This window comes from Chryseobacterium flavum, assembly GCF_003385595.1.
In the GTDB taxonomy this organism is placed as follows: Bacteria; Bacteroidota; Bacteroidia; order Flavobacteriales; family Weeksellaceae; genus Chryseobacterium; species Chryseobacterium flavum.
On record NZ_QNUE01000009.1, the window covers coordinates 103,661 to 118,072 of the forward strand.

General features: G+C 34.2%; 15 protein-coding genes. 5 read left to right on the plus strand and 10 right to left on the minus strand.

Features of this window, described 5'->3' with window-relative positions:
* Positions 1 to 7 precede the first annotated feature (7 nt).
* Complete coding sequence (locus DRF59_RS12605; protein ID WP_115960488.1) at positions 8 to 1,390, minus strand: T9SS type A sorting domain-containing protein; 1,383 nt, start codon at positions 1,388 to 1,390, stop codon at positions 8 to 10.
* 469 nt (positions 1,391 to 1,859) lie between these two features.
* On the opposite strand from DRF59_RS12605, the gene DRF59_RS12610 reads away from it, so the two are divergent.
* The 3 genes from DRF59_RS12610 (at position 1,860) to rsgA (ending at position 5,038) form a co-directional block, all read left to right on the plus strand.
* Positions 1,860 to 2,225, plus strand: a complete 366-nt coding sequence (locus DRF59_RS12610; RefSeq protein ID WP_115960491.1) for a hypothetical protein — start codon at positions 1,860 to 1,862, stop codon at positions 2,223 to 2,225.
* A gap of 151 nt (positions 2,226 to 2,376) precedes the next feature.
* On the plus strand, positions 2,377 to 3,495 hold the full coding sequence (locus tag DRF59_RS12615; RefSeq protein ID WP_115960494.1) for a DUF4236 domain-containing protein: 1,119 nt from the start codon (positions 2,377 to 2,379) through the stop codon (positions 3,493 to 3,495).
* Positions 3,496 to 3,982: 487 nt separating this feature from the next.
* Positions 3,983 to 5,038: a ribosome small subunit-dependent GTPase A gene (gene rsgA / locus DRF59_RS12625; protein ID WP_115960500.1), complete on the plus strand. Its 1,056-nt coding sequence runs from the start codon at positions 3,983 to 3,985 to the stop codon at positions 5,036 to 5,038.
* A 164-nt stretch (positions 5,039 to 5,202) separates the two neighbouring features.
* On the opposite strand, the gene DRF59_RS12630 is transcribed toward rsgA, so the two are convergent.
* The 3 genes from DRF59_RS12630 to DRF59_RS12640 all read right to left on the minus strand — a co-directional run bounded on the left by DRF59_RS12630 (position 5,203) and on the right by DRF59_RS12640 (position 6,983).
* Positions 5,203 to 5,985, minus strand: a complete 783-nt coding sequence (locus tag DRF59_RS12630) for a GLPGLI family protein (protein WP_115960503.1) — start codon at positions 5,983 to 5,985, stop codon at positions 5,203 to 5,205.
* 66 nt (positions 5,986 to 6,051) lie between these two features.
* Positions 6,052 to 6,294 (minus strand): hypothetical protein, encoded by a 243-nt coding sequence (locus DRF59_RS12635; RefSeq protein ID WP_115960506.1) that lies wholly within the window; start codon positions 6,292 to 6,294, stop codon positions 6,052 to 6,054.
* A 116-nt stretch (positions 6,295 to 6,410) separates the two neighbouring features.
* Positions 6,411 to 6,983, minus strand: a complete 573-nt coding sequence (locus DRF59_RS12640; RefSeq protein ID WP_115960509.1) for a hypothetical protein — start codon at positions 6,981 to 6,983, stop codon at positions 6,411 to 6,413.
* Between the two features lie 586 nt (positions 6,984 to 7,569).
* Between DRF59_RS12640 and DRF59_RS12645 the strand changes: the two genes are divergently transcribed.
* Positions 7,570 to 7,791 carry a hypothetical protein gene (locus DRF59_RS12645; RefSeq protein WP_115960512.1) on the plus strand — a complete coding sequence of 74 codons (222 nt, stop codon included), beginning with the start codon at positions 7,570 to 7,572 and terminating at the stop codon, positions 7,789 to 7,791.
* Between the two features lie 293 nt (positions 7,792 to 8,084).
* On the opposite strand, the gene DRF59_RS12650 is transcribed toward DRF59_RS12645, so the two are convergent.
* The 6 genes from DRF59_RS12650 to DRF59_RS12675 all read right to left on the minus strand — a co-directional run bounded on the left by DRF59_RS12650 (position 8,085) and on the right by DRF59_RS12675 (position 13,715).
* Positions 8,085 to 8,438, minus strand: a complete 354-nt coding sequence (locus tag DRF59_RS12650) for a hypothetical protein (protein WP_115960515.1) — start codon at positions 8,436 to 8,438, stop codon at positions 8,085 to 8,087.
* A gap of 27 nt (positions 8,439 to 8,465) precedes the next feature.
* Positions 8,466 to 8,759 carry a hypothetical protein gene (locus DRF59_RS12655; protein ID WP_115960518.1) on the minus strand — a complete coding sequence of 98 codons (294 nt, stop codon included), beginning with the start codon at positions 8,757 to 8,759 and terminating at the stop codon, positions 8,466 to 8,468.
* Between the two features lie 252 nt (positions 8,760 to 9,011).
* A complete protein-coding gene (locus DRF59_RS12660) occupies positions 9,012 to 9,773 on the minus strand; it encodes a RusA family crossover junction endodeoxyribonuclease (protein ID WP_115960521.1) in 762 nt (253 codons plus the stop codon).
* A gap of 3 nt (positions 9,774 to 9,776) precedes the next feature.
* Positions 9,777 to 10,949: a UvrD-helicase domain-containing protein gene (locus DRF59_RS12665; protein WP_115960524.1), complete on the minus strand. Its 1,173-nt coding sequence runs from the start codon at positions 10,947 to 10,949 to the stop codon at positions 9,777 to 9,779.
* Positions 10,927 to 12,582, minus strand: coding sequence for an ATP-dependent nuclease (locus tag DRF59_RS12670; protein WP_115960527.1), 1,656 nt, complete (start codon positions 12,580 to 12,582; stop codon positions 10,927 to 10,929). Before DRF59_RS12670 ends, DRF59_RS12665 begins: the two co-directional genes overlap by 23 nt.
* A gap of 647 nt (positions 12,583 to 13,229) precedes the next feature.
* Positions 13,230 to 13,715, minus strand: coding sequence for a GNAT family N-acetyltransferase (locus tag DRF59_RS12675; RefSeq protein ID WP_115960530.1), 486 nt, complete (start codon positions 13,713 to 13,715; stop codon positions 13,230 to 13,232).
* A gap of 184 nt (positions 13,716 to 13,899) precedes the next feature.
* On the opposite strand from DRF59_RS12675, the gene DRF59_RS12680 reads away from it, so the two are divergent.
* Positions 13,900 to 14,343, plus strand: coding sequence for a hypothetical protein (locus DRF59_RS12680; RefSeq protein WP_115960533.1), 444 nt, complete (start codon positions 13,900 to 13,902; stop codon positions 14,341 to 14,343).
* Positions 14,344 to 14,412 lie beyond the last annotated feature (69 nt).

Below are 14,412 nucleotides of genomic sequence, written 5' to 3' on the forward strand. Positions count from 1 at the left end.
GTTAGGCTTAGTCTACGATTAGTTTAAAAGTTTTTACAATTTTCCCGTTTTGAGTAAGATTGATCAGATAAGAACTCTGGACAGGAAGACGGCTGGTGAATGATCCCGCAGAACTGCTCACTTTTTCCAGCTTTATCAGCTTTCCTCCTGCATCATATATTGAAATAATCAAATTATCCATTTTAGGAAAAACAACCGTAAAATTCTGATCTTTTTTTACCGGATTAGGATAAAGATTGATGGAGCTATAATCCAGTGAGAGGTCTTTCTCTCCATGTAAATTTCCAGAATTGGAACCGGATCGCGGATCTGCTTCTTTTTTCTTCTGATCTTTAGGACCTACCGCAAAAGTAAAGTAGGCTTTATCTCCCGAATCAAAAGCATCAAGAAAATCTACCTTATTAAACAGAATATACTTTTCATTTTCTATACCCGGAATTCTCTGGATTTTTCCGTCATCTTTTTTAAGAAGCATCCAATAGGCAACAGGAAGTGATCGCGAATTGACAGCATTTTTTAAAATCCTTACGCTGTAATCTGTTTTCGGAATCTTGTTTCCTATAAAATCAATTTCCCAGTTTCTTTCCAAAACCTCTACATCTTTTTCTGTTTTCAGAGACATGGCTTTGTTATCATCCGACCAGATCACAAAATTATGATTGTCGAGCGTGGCAGAATTTTCGGAATTGGTTCTTGCAATGGTATTCATCCCGATGGTCAGAAATAAATCGGCCTGATTGGTGGACTGTTTCTGGTACAGCTCATTCCCATCATCTCTCCCAAGACCGGTGGGACGGTATTTGTAATCTTTATGTTTTTCGGGATCCCAGATTACTTTAGCATCACTTCTATAGTATTTTCCTTTTTCCAAAGAAATTCCATATTTGATGGAGAGATATGAATGGATTTTATTAAGATCCATTGCTGTTACTTTTCTCGTAAAGAAAAGCATTTCGTAAAGATTCTGGTCTTCAAATTTAATCTTCAGGCTATCGGTTTTTTCTTTCTGTTCTGCATTTCCCAGAAAAGAAAAAATACTCGGACGCTTTCTGAGTTCTTTAAGCTTTTTATCATTGGCATAGGAATTATTACTTAGAGAAACTTTTTTATCAACATTATTCCAGATGAGTTCATTTTCCTTTGATGCATGAACCAGGCTCAATGTATGGCTTTTGTTCCTGCTGTACTTAATGTATTTTTTAAGAAACCTGTCTTTTATACCGCAATGGAAATTTAACAGATTCTCATCTGAACAGCGGCTCGCTTCCCGCAAAGAAGGTTTTGTTTTTTCCCAGAGCTGGATGTCAGATCCAACCAATTGGGAATATGCAGAGAATGAGCACGACAGCATAGCCATCATGAGCATTCTCCTATAAGGGATCTTGTTCATATAAACGACGATTTTAGCAACAATGTCATAAGCCCTCCAAAGGGTTATATTATTGTCTGGTGATTATTTTTTCGATGAAATAATAATAGTTCTTACACTATTGTGAGCTGGAACAGCTAAGTTTCCGAAAGGTTCAGATATAAAATGTTTTTCATGAGTTTTTAGTTTTTGGTTTTTAGTTTACAGCAAATGTAAAAAAAAATCAACAGAAAATACTTAACATAATAAATTATATATTTTTTAGTTTAATACATTGCTGTATCCACAATATTCTCCATGAAAAATTTAAAGGAAAAATTTTATGAAAAAGTGGTCGAATAAAATCACACGATATTATCATCAGCGGCAAAGATTGTGACCTTAACCATTAATTCTCCGGATAAACAGTTCTATGATCTTTGCACAAATAATAAATACTTTGTAACTTTTGGAAGGATTTTAGCTAAAACATACCGTGTAAAAATAATATATGAAAAATAAAACCGGGTTAACAAAAGACACAGGCTGGCAGTTTGGAATCAGAAGAACCATACCACTGCCCCTGGAAAATGTTTGGAATATATTTTTTTCAGAAGAGGGATTAAAATATTGGGCAGCCGGTGTTGATCAAAACTTTTCGACCTATAAAGAATTCTCACATATCCGCACAAAATGGAAACATAAAAATTTCAATGAAAAAGCAAATTTGCAAATCAGATTCATTCCTTCTAAAACAGCCGGTAAAACTGCAGTTTCGATACATGTGGATCAACTACTGAATGAATCACAGCGTGAGGAAACTCAAAAACATTGGTCAGCAATAATGAAGGAGATAACCGGCTTGATAGCAGGTTAGCCCTCAAACGAGATGTAATGAAAAATGAGTTTTTCGGATAAAAACAATATAAAATAGGGGAACAATAATTTTCGCAAGATTACGGTTTCCCATAAAAACTCCTGCATATAGTACTTTAGATTTGTACCTACAATCATTTAAAAACTATATCATGGCTTGGTCATACAGAAAGAGAATCAAAATAATTCCTGGAGTACATTTGAATTTCAGCAAAAGAGGAATTTCAACAAGTATCGGAATTAAAGGTACAAGTTTAAATTTCAGTTCATCAGGAACAAGACTGAACAGCAATTTTTTAGGTTTTTCAAACTCTTACAGACTATCAGGTTCATCATCAAGTATTTCTTCACAATCATATCCTGAACCACAACCTTTCTACACTGAGTTATCAGATAACATTTTCAGTGCTGACGTTCATGAAATCACATCACAGAATATGGCAGGAATCAAAGAATCAATCCTGATTGCTCAACAGCAAAAAGCGGAACTGAAGACAGACCTTAAGAAGATAAAGAAATCATTAAGTTTTACGAAAACCAAGAAACTGGCAAGTTACATTTTCATTTATGGATTGGTAAATAAAAGTGTTATTCTGAAACTAAATAAGGATATTAATGCACAAAAAGAAGCGTTGAAAGAAACCCAGATTATTATTGATAACTCGGCAGTGAACATTGAAATACAGTTCGATGATCCCTCTAGAAGAAAGTATGAGCAATTACAGGATTCTTTTAAAAACTTAAGCACATCACAAAAAATATGGGATATTACCAGAGCACACTTTCAGGATCGTGTGGCAGCCCGATCAAGTGCCAGTACATTGGTCAACAGAAAAAATGCAAGAATAGGTTTCAAATCACTTTCTATTATCAGATCAAACTATGAAGCAATATATTTTCAAAATGTAAACGGAGCAGATTTTTATTTTTATCCTACTTTCATACTGATGTATAAAAATGATCAGAACTTCGCCATTATTGGGCTTGATGAGCTTAATATAACATTCTCTCCCGTAAATTTTACTGAAACCGGCACTGTTCCCCGTGATTCAAAAGTAATCAGGAAAACCTGGGCGAAAGTCAATAAAAATGGGACTCCTGACAAAAGATTCAAAAACAATTATCAGATACCAGTAGTTCGATATGGAAGACTTAGCTTTTCTTCCGGTAATGGTATTAACGAGGAATATCAAATAAGTAATTTTGAATTCGCTCAAGATTTTGCATACTTATTTCAGGAATACAAAAGTTTGTGTAAGGAATTACCATAAAGTGAAATCAAAAAAAATTCTAAAACCCTATTATCAAAGAAATAAAAAACCATACGATACAATCGTCCAGCGGTACGCCCTGTTAGAATATGATGATTAAGAAATAATTCTTACATTTGCCTTATAAAGAGTAATTTATGTTTACACTTTCCTTTACATCGGATCTGGTATAGGAAACAATCTGTTCTTTTACAGGTTGTTTTTATCGGTTTCTCCCGGATAGCTTTCCGCGGAGTCTGTTTTTATTCATACAATTCAAAGTTTAACGGTATACGGTAATGAAGACATTGTTGTGCTTCATGCGTATGCAATATACCATCATCAAAATGTGTAAAGCAAACAAAACACTATATTATTACGGTTTTAAATCAGCCGGCAGGCATTCCTGCAATCCTGATACATACGGTCCTACAGGTACCGGAGCAGCACCCAATGCTGTTAGCAATTATTTCCAGACTAAAAATTCATTTCAAAAAAAGGTAATGCTATGATCAATCTGAATTTGTACGGCTGGAATGAAGAACTGAACCAATCTAAACAGGAATCCATCTATAAAGCTTTGTTTCACGGGCGGATCAGCATTGTACACCGCACCTGCTATGAAGTTATTGCAGAAGATGGTACCTTCCAGTGCGAGCTCACAGGAAACCTGATGTTCGGAAAATCAAATTTTGACCTGCCCTGCGTGGGGGACTGGGTGATCTTCCAGCAATTCGACCACAATAAAGGGATCATCCTTGACCTGCTGCCCCGGCATCATGTACTCTATCGCAGGAAAAGTGGGTCTGTATCCGAAAAGCAGGCTATTGCTTCCCATGTGGATAAAGCATTTATTGTGCAGAGCCTTGATGATAATTTCAATCTCCGAAGGATGGAACGTTTCATGGTCCAGGTAGTACAGGAAGGAATCCAGCCTGTTTTAATCCTGAATAAAGCGGACCTGGATTATGACAGGGCCTTTATTGAAGAAGAAATCCGGCAGAAAGCCCACCAGCTGCCTGTTTTTTTCACGAGCATTCACCAGCCTGAAACCATCCTGCAGGTACGGAATACCATTGCAGAAGGAGAAACTGTTGTTTTTGTGGGATCTTCGGGGGTTGGCAAAAGCTCCCTGGTCAATTCCTTATGTGGTAAACCGGTCTTGCTTACAGGAGAAATCAGCACTTCAACAGGTAAGGGCAAGCACACTTCTACCCGCCGTGAGATGGTGATTATGGAAGGTGCGGGCATCATTATTGATACTCCCGGGGTTCGGGAATTCGGTCTGGCAGTTGATGATCCTGCTTCGCTTACAGAAATGCTGGACCTCTCCGGCTATGCAGAGCTGTGCCGTTTCAAGAACTGTACCCATACCAATGAGCCCGGCTGCGCTGTGCTGGAAGCATTGGATACAGGTTCTTTGCCCCAAACGGTTTATGATAACTATATCAAACTTCAGAAAGAAGCCTGGCATTTTTATACCTCAGAACACGAAAAACGGAAAAGGGACAAATCTTTTTCCAGGATTTTAGAGGAAGTAAAAAAGCGTAAACCGCGGCTGTAGCTTCATTTTTCACAGTGAGGGCATTCCGGGATTTCCGGAGTCCCTTCACGGGTTTCCCTATCCTCCTCTTCCCTGCCGGAACCTCCCGGAATTTATGTCCGTTCCAGATAACAAAACAGGTTGTCTCCGTTTTGAGACAACCTGTTTTTTATTTTTGTAAGAATCTATTTCAATTCTATCGGGTTATTCCGCTTACTCAGGTTTTTCTTAGCCTGCTCCATGCTTTCCGGGGCAATCGTCAGTCCGCTCATGGCGGCTTCATTGATCATATTGTCATTGATATTCTTCATGGCTTTATTATAGTCCTTTTTCGGCATTTCTTTATGTTGTTTCAAATACTTATCCGTGAATATAACATTATCAGGAAGGCTTTTTTTGCGGATGCTTATCAGCTCATACCTGTAATGCCCTGCGGTATCCTCTGCTTTCACGATCAGGCCGGGAAGTCCTCCGAATTTGTAGGGGCCATCCTGATACGGGAGATCAGTGGTAAACCATGCGGTCCATTTCCTGCCTCCGAATTCTGTGGTGGCTTTTTGCGTCCGGTATTCTCCGATCTGTTGCCGGTCAGGCAGAATCTCCCAGTGAAAATCCGGGGTTTCCTTATAGCTGAAATAATATTTCAGGATATTGTCATAGAACGTGATCGTTTTATTTTCCTTGATAATGACAGATTTAAAGCGGTTCTTCGGGGCCTTCGAAAAATTAAAGCTTTGTGTTTTTTCGAGCGATTTTAATATTGAGTCCTTCTTTAAAAAATTATCAGAAACAAAATAAGACCTGCCCTGAGCCATAAACAGGGTAAAATCCTCTACCCTGGTGTTCAGGACATCCGTGGAATCCGGGATAAACTCCAGCCTGTACCCGAAAGCATAGTCTTTCTGCTGAGCAAAAAAAGAGGAACAGGCAAAAAGGAATACCAGTAAAAATTTATATGGATGTATCATAATTATTCATATAAAGAAAAGCATTATCAGGTATAATGCTTTTCTTATTTTTAAATATACAAAATCTTAATCACAGAAAAAGCTGTCTCCACTCCATGCATTTTCCAGCATTTCCATTACAGTCTTTCCGCAGGCCCATCCTTTAATTCCACAGCTGTAGGTCACCGGGACACATGCATATGCAGCGGCTGACCGGCCGGTTTCTTTCTTTACCTCTGATTTTTTTTCTGCACTTCCCTGTGCTGCAGCGCTTTTTGCGCTCATTAATCCGGCAGTACAAAATGCTGCCAATACAATAATTTTTTTCATGATTTTTAAAATTTAAAATTAATTCTGTGACGACGTCTGATCACAAGTTTACAAATTGTTAAGTATTCACTATTGTGGGAATCCGTTTTTTAATTCCCTTTTTTACGGTATCTTTCTCAGGCAGTGGTCAATATTTTTTCCACCCGTCTTTCAAGGATAAGGTGTGCTGCATCCAGCATTTTAGTCAGGTGCATGTACGGACCTATCATATTGCTTTCCGGCACGCGGTCATAGATTCCCATGGAGAAATAGACTACGCCGGACATAAAACAGTCGAACTCCTCTACGCTGTATTCTTTGAATGCTTTTTTGAATACCTGCAGGGGATTCCGGTACTCTTTCTCCGAAAGCAGACCGGGAAGCCATGGAACGGCATTTTCCGGCCGGATATTGAAGTCCTGTTTCTTTTCCCTGATGCTGATGAGATACCCGGCACGCACAAATGACCGCATCGCCTGGTGAAACTGAAAGAGGACGGAAGGATCTTCTTTGATCCAGCGGTCACTTTTTACGGCGTAATGTGTCAGCCCGTTTAGTTTCTCTTTGGATCCGGCCAGGTCATTGAACCGGAAAAAGGTTTCCATCAGCTTTACCCCGGAGTATTTCTTAGAATCTGCTCCAAACCGGGTTTCAAAATCTGTCCTGTTCCTTTTCCGGAACCTGTATTTCAGGAATACGTTTCTTCTCATAATTTGGTTTTATTTTGATTGGGCATAGCTCTGATGTACCAAGAATGTTACATCCTGGCATAAGCTGGGCCTGATCTGGTTTTGTTGATTGTTTCTTTTGTTTTCTGCTATACTCTTTTACTGACCGTAAGAAGGAAGTCCTGCCAATGCCGGAACCTCCTGCGCATACAAGTTAAAAAAGTATAGATGTATTTGTGTTCCCGCGAAAGCTTTGAAGCCGCAATAGGTTGTACACCCTATTGTACCGTACGTGATACTTATAGTAAAGCGGGCTTAGAAGATGAATGTAGAAAACAGAACAGCATAGAAATAAAACGGCATGGGACTCTACATTATCTAAACTGAGGTACTGGTATACCGCGCAACAGATAAGAGAGCCCACGCCTAGGTCGTGAGCTTCCTGCTTATCCTCTCGTTGCTTTAAATTACCAGTTTTCAGTTTGAGATTCTAAGCAATAGCTTCTATTATTCTTTGAAGTATCGCAAAGCTACTTTATTGTAGCTTATTTTACAAATATAGTAAAAATCCTTTTAATTCGGATTTCGGTCCGAGTTTTTTTTGATAATAAGTAATTTATTTGTTTCTATGACGGAAGCAAATAGAAAAATTGTTGAATTTATAAGGGATGAATGGGTTATCCCCTTAGACAATAATAGTAAATTTGCTGTAGATCATAATGTAGATGAAAAAACAGTCCGAAGAATAAGAGATGATGAAAATTATCAAATTTCTCTTCTTACCATCATGCGAATTTGTCATGCTAAGAACTTAACTCTTGCTAGTTTTTTTAAAATGGTTGGAATATAAATATTCAAATCTGTTGTACAAATCCTTTCATGGTCTTGACATTATAAATTAAATATTCTCGAAAAACAATATTATCTAAAAGTTTTTTGACAAAATGTTATTTCTTCCCATTAATATACCAAATAGAGAAATTTGCTTTTTTGATTGCATTTCAATTAAATAATTGAATCTTGTGTTTACTCACGTTTTTCTTTTTCTTCTTGGTCTTTTATGGTTTGTAAAAATGATAAAAAACATTACATTATTAAGGATTTTTAAATTCTTTTAGTTGATATAATGCTAACTATTTGGTCTCAATAATTATTAATTACTTTCTCAATATCAGTGATCATAAATCTTAGCATATTCCAATTTTTTAGTTTTGTATCTTTATTATAAACATCTTTTCTGATACTTAATAGAAATTTGGCAAATTTTTTCATCGTCTCATTTGGATTTTCTGATGCTTCACCTTTATAAAAACCTTGCATCATTTCATTATATGCATTTACCATTGTTATCTTTTCTAAATGAGAAAAATTACCAAAATTAATAAGATTTATATTTTTTGTGATAAATGGACTAATTATAAAAATCTTTTTTGCTGATTTAAAAATTTCATTTAGATATTTTAAATGATTATCCCTAGTTAAATTATTTATTATCATGCAGGATTTTATAGAGTTTACAAAATTTTAAATATCATTTTTGAAATTTTCCTTTACAGTATCATTTAGGCTTAACCATTCCTGTAACACAACAATTACGCTTTTTAATAAAATGTAATTCCGAGATTCATCCTCTTTGTAATTACCGTTAAATTTTCCACCGTGAAATAAATTATTTCTGACATCTCTAATTGATAAAGAAAGTTTATTAATAAGTGGTTGGTTTATATCACGAACTCTAGGTTTCCATTCAAGGTTTCCATCTGAGAATATTTGTATTTTAGGTGGATTATTTTTTAGATAATTTACAGCTTCTTCCAATATTTGATTTTTAAAGGGGTTGAAATTTTCTCTTATTGATATTATAAACCCATCCCAATCAGGCTGAAGTTTAGTTTCCGACCTATTATGATAACCAGATTCTTTTAATGCACATTCAAACCTAGAGAAAATTAAAAAAAATTATAAATCAGATGTTGACCGTTCTTATCATAAGTATTGTTAACTTTTTCCAAAAAAATTTCAGTTATAGTTGGTTTAGCTTTTTCATTCATAAGTTATTAGAATTAAAGTTTATAAATTAATGTTCTTTAATGTGTTTAAAATACTAGAAATGTCAACATTTTTTTTATTACAAATTTCTTCAAAAGCTGTACTGGTCAAAATTCGATTTTTATCGAATCCTACAAGTCTCGTTCTGTGAAATTCATATTCAGAATAAATTAAAAGTCTTTCTAAATTAGCATTAGCATTTTTTTTAAACGAATCACTTAAATTTTTTTTAGCTTTCATGGTTCCAATGAAGAATTTCATTATTTGCAATTGATGCTCATTATCTAAATCAATATTCAAAGGCATGTATACGGCTAATCCAGTTTGAATAAAACATAAGTTTTCCTTCATTATTGAATAGTCATTATTGAAATTTATTATGATTTTGACTGTGTTTCCTTCGATAGTTCCATTTTTTGAAGTCCACGTTGAATGGAAAGAATTAATTTGAGAATCATCAATTAAAACCCCAGAATGCCCAGTCAAGGAATCTAAAAGAGGTTTGGTAATATTATCTAAATCTCCAATTTTATCAGTTTCTTGTTTTTCTACTGCATCAATAAACCAATGTATTTCAACTTGTACTTTACCTAAAATTAGCCATTTGAAATTTCTTAACTCATTTCGTATATCTTGTATAAGTATGTCTTGGGTTTGTTTTTTTGACTGAGCAGTAATGATTCTTTTAAAATTGAAATCGATCTCTATTGAACTATCTGCAAATTCTTCAATTAAGTAAGGAGATTCGAAGTTGCAATTCTTATTTACAATTTTAACATTCATAATTTATATCAATTTATAATGTTTAATTTGATTTCCTTCAGTTTCAATATTATTTACGATAGCAACACTATATCTTGCTCGAGTTAAAGCTACATAAAGCTTAGACCTGCTTGTTTCTGCTAACTCTGATTTATTATCCACAAGCCATGCTAAAAATGGTTGGGTAGGATAAATTAATACTCTATCAAAAGATAATCCCTTAGATTCTCCGAAGTTCATGACTTTGAAATTTTCATTAACAAGTTTTCTTTTATTATCTCTTAATTGCATAGGATTGAAATTTAATAAATAGTTTTCAACATCTTTTTCCTTAATAAAAAAAACACCATCATGTCCAGTAATAATTTCATTTCCAGACTCTGTTCTTTGAAATTTTGGAAATAAGTCATTTGATAGGTCGCAAATTGCTTTATTACATCTGTAATTTATTAATAATGATTTTTTATCAGTATTAATTTTCATTGTTTGATCTTGGAAGAAATGAACAATACTCGACTTTGTAAACTGTTTATTTTTTGCAGAAATGTTAGTAACATAAGTGCCTTGCCTAGGATCACCAACCATTAATATTTGAGATGAACTATTAAAAAGTAGTTTGAGCAATTCTAAATCGTAACCAGCCAAATCTTGAACTTCGTCGATGAATATATGAGAATAAATCTTAGAGATTCTATTTATTAATTTCCCTTTAGACTTTTCATTGCTTCGTATAACAAACTTTGAAAGTTTATCAGAATAAATTTTAGTTGATTTTGAAAAATAATGCTGTTCAAAATTTTTTTCCTCTGAAAAATATATAGGCTTTTTACATTTGGTACATTCTTCTTTTACGATGTTTTCCTTCTTACACTTTTCACAAGGACTTGAATATGCTTTCAACCCAGATTTACCATTTACTAATATAAGTCCATTAATTTTTTTTTCAAATAGTGCCCCTTGGTAAGGTTTTACACCATGTTTTAATAAAAAAGAGAACCAAGTTTGGACAGTTATATTTTCTGGAATGCATTTGTTCTTTGTCACAAATTTTCTTTTTATTTCTGACTCATTAGCTTGTGTGAAAGTTGTAATTAAAACCTTTTCTTTTTTTTGTTTAATCGCCTCATCTATTAGAAAGGTTGTTTTACCAGAACCTGCAGCAGCTATAATTAGTTTATTTTTTTGTTGTAATTGCATCTAAAATATATTGAGGATAATTTAATTCATCATGCGTTTCAAATATTTTTAATGCACATTCAGTTTTATTACTTTTCATATAAATATGCATTTCATCATCTGTCTTAAAGTCTTTTTCGAAAATCTTATTCAATTTTTTAAGATTATTGACTTTTAAAAATTTAGGTTCTAAGGTATTATAATTAAAATTTTTATCTCCTATTTTCAAATTTCCACTATCTATTACACTGTCAAAACAAATTTCAATCCCGTCTTTAGCTTTATCACCTAAATACGCCTTATACTTTTTATTTAATGCATTAACGTTACCATCATTATCAGTAACTACTGAAACTTTAATTCCTAGTTTTTCTGCAATCTCTAAAAATCTTAGAAAGGAAGTTCCCACTGAAATTACATCTACAGCAGATTCAATTGGAAGTTTTCCATTATTATTTACCATAAATGCTTTCTGTACGACTAATTCATCTGAATCCCCCTCAACTAATATGGCTTTTTTACAAAGAATTAATCGTAATGTATCATACCCAGATAATTTCTCGAAAAAAAGTTTTGTATCTGATGAAAGATCATTTAATCTTAAAGTCTTTTTATTGTTAAGTAATATTAAGTGCTCAAGCCCTAATTTATTTGCAACAAAACTACTATGAGTAGAAATTAAAATCTGTTTATCTTCATTATCGTTTTTTATCTCATTGATTAACTGATTTAATTTTGAATAGGATAAATGATTCTCGGGTTCTTCTAGTAATATTATATTTGCTTCTTTTGCTTTTTTATGACCTAAAGCAAGCTTTGTTTTTACTAAACATTGTTCACCTTTGCCAATATAATGAAAGGGAATGTTCTCTAAATAGGTAACTAGACTGTTTTCCCATGCATTCTTAGATGATAGTTCTACGGATAGTTCTACTTTTTTATCTGAAATTTTAGACACCGTTCTTATCTTCTCATTTATTTTTTTGATGGCTTCTGTACCCATGAAAAATTCCTTCATTTGCCTATGAGCTTGAGAAATTTCTACAACTTCATTTGAACTCAAAAATTCTTTTATAATTCTTGAGATGTAAATATCCGAGCCATTTTGAAACTTGTTACTGGCCGAGTCTATAAGAGCAGATTTTATAGGAATAGACCTAGTTGTTATTCCTTCGTCACGAGAAAAGGTTGACCATAGGATGTTATAATATTCAATTGGTAATGTTTTAATTCCTCCAATCTTTACAAGTTCTTCATATTCGTTTTGAAATTTATTATCAAAGCAAATTTTTAGTGAAAAACCGCTTGCTTTATTTGGCTTTTCTCCATGATAATCTCCCTCAAATTCTGCAATATCATCTCCTTCAATAAAAATTTCAATTACTACCTCTGGTAAGCTTTGTGCAGTGTTTCCCTCTTCTAAGCTATTGATATATTCTTCTACGACTTCATTATTAAAAATATATTGGGATAATTCGTTTTTTAAATACTTACCATTGTATAAGCCTGTTAGAGCAAGATGAATAGCTTCAATAATTGTAGATTTACCAGCCTCATTATTACCAACTAGTATATTAATCCCTTTATTTAATATTATATGAAATTCCCCTTTGAAACTTTTAAAATTTTCAATATATACTTTTCTTATGTGCATTTTTTCTCAATTGTTAATTTAAATTTTTTGGTTATTGTTTAGTTGAAATCAAATTTACAAACTTTTTTAACTTTTATCATTATCATCTATATTCGTATTACAATATCATTAAAATTTGTGACTTGGCTATCCGTATTTTTACTATATTTTATTACATAAATAGATCACATTATTCAAAGATTTTGTATAACAACCTAACAAAAAAAGCCTTGACCAGTTGTTCAAGACTTAATTATTTTGAAAAAAATATACTCATTAGTTTTTAGAAATAGCCAACCCACATGTAGCCCTCAAAATAGCCTGATTGGACTTTATAAGTGCTGTCATTATACTTTTCGATAACAATTACTTTATTATTAATTGCATATCCAGTTTGTTTGCCATTCTCAGGGTTTAGACAGCAGCGTTAATTTATAATGCCGAGTACAGGAACCATCCTTACCTTGGCAAACGTGATGCTATAATACGTACCGTTACCCGCAACCAAGGATATGGTTTCGGGCATGTGAAGCGGGGACACAACCAGGTTGCTGCGGAGACCACAATCACACTCATGATAAAACAGATTGTACAGGAAATTATTGATGGTATATGCACAAGTTCTTCCGTGTAGTTACCAGTATGATCAGTGGTTGGGGAAGGATACCCTAGGTGAGCTTATAAATAATTTCGGTGATCTCTTCTTTTCGGGCATTTGCATATCCGGAATCTGAACCTACGACTTCAAAGCCATTTTTTTCCAACACCCTTTGTGAACCATAATTATCAAATGCTACCCTTCCGAATAACGGCCTGGTTTTTTCTAAATGCAGGAATTCCTGTAAGGCCTTTGTTCCTATGCCCCTACCCCAAAAACCTTTATCCAGCCAATAGGTAATCTCCGCATCACCTTCCAGAATGAATTTTGCAATGCTTCCCACAATAACATCATCTGCCAGAATAGTCTGATTATTGATCGTAGGGTCTGCCAGCAATTTTTTGAATTTGGTGAAGTAGGCAGTTTTGTCTGTTGAGTCTTTCGAGGTAAATGCAGCCAGATGATTAGCCTCAGGATCAAGCTGAAACTGAAATAAAAGTTCCAGATCAGTCTCCCCGGTGGGTCTGAGTTTAATCTCAGGGATATTATTTTTCATTTTTTTATTTTGTTGGCTGCTACAAATATAGTTATAATCTGATTGGATATTCTTCAATAAACCACATGATATAATTGCGTGGCAGCGAAGGATATTTTACAGGATATAGTCCAGATCTTTTTCAAAAAACACTATCTTTCAAAAGAAAATTCCAAATATTCCGTTTAATTCTTAAATTTGGCTAATGCGAAAGAATCTTTATTTCACCATTATATTATTTTCCCTTACCAGTTGCTATACGTACCAGGTAAAAAAACAAGCAGATCCGGCAGCTGACAATAAGCTTGCTAATAACGCTTCTCCGCAAATGAAAAATACAGCAGGATCTCAAAACCCAAATGCACAACAGGCTCCTGTTCCTGTCAATATCCAGGAAAAACTGTCACCCAATAAAAATGTAAAAATTGATGTTGACGGCAAGAGCTATAAAATAATCGTTGACCGTTGGGAAAGTGACAGCCTGGTTGCACACCCTGTTCATCAGCCTAAAAAGATCCTGAAATTCCATAAAAACCAGATCAATGGCGAGAGAATTGCAGAAAAACGCTTCTCACAACCCATCGCTGATATTATTACGGTTGCTGCTTATGCCGGAATTGCTGCGACAGTGTGGTTCCTTCTCCGTTAATTTTAACTTTTTTCAGAATATTTTTATTAGTAAAATTTCAATCCTCATCATTTAAAAGATTCCTCTGCC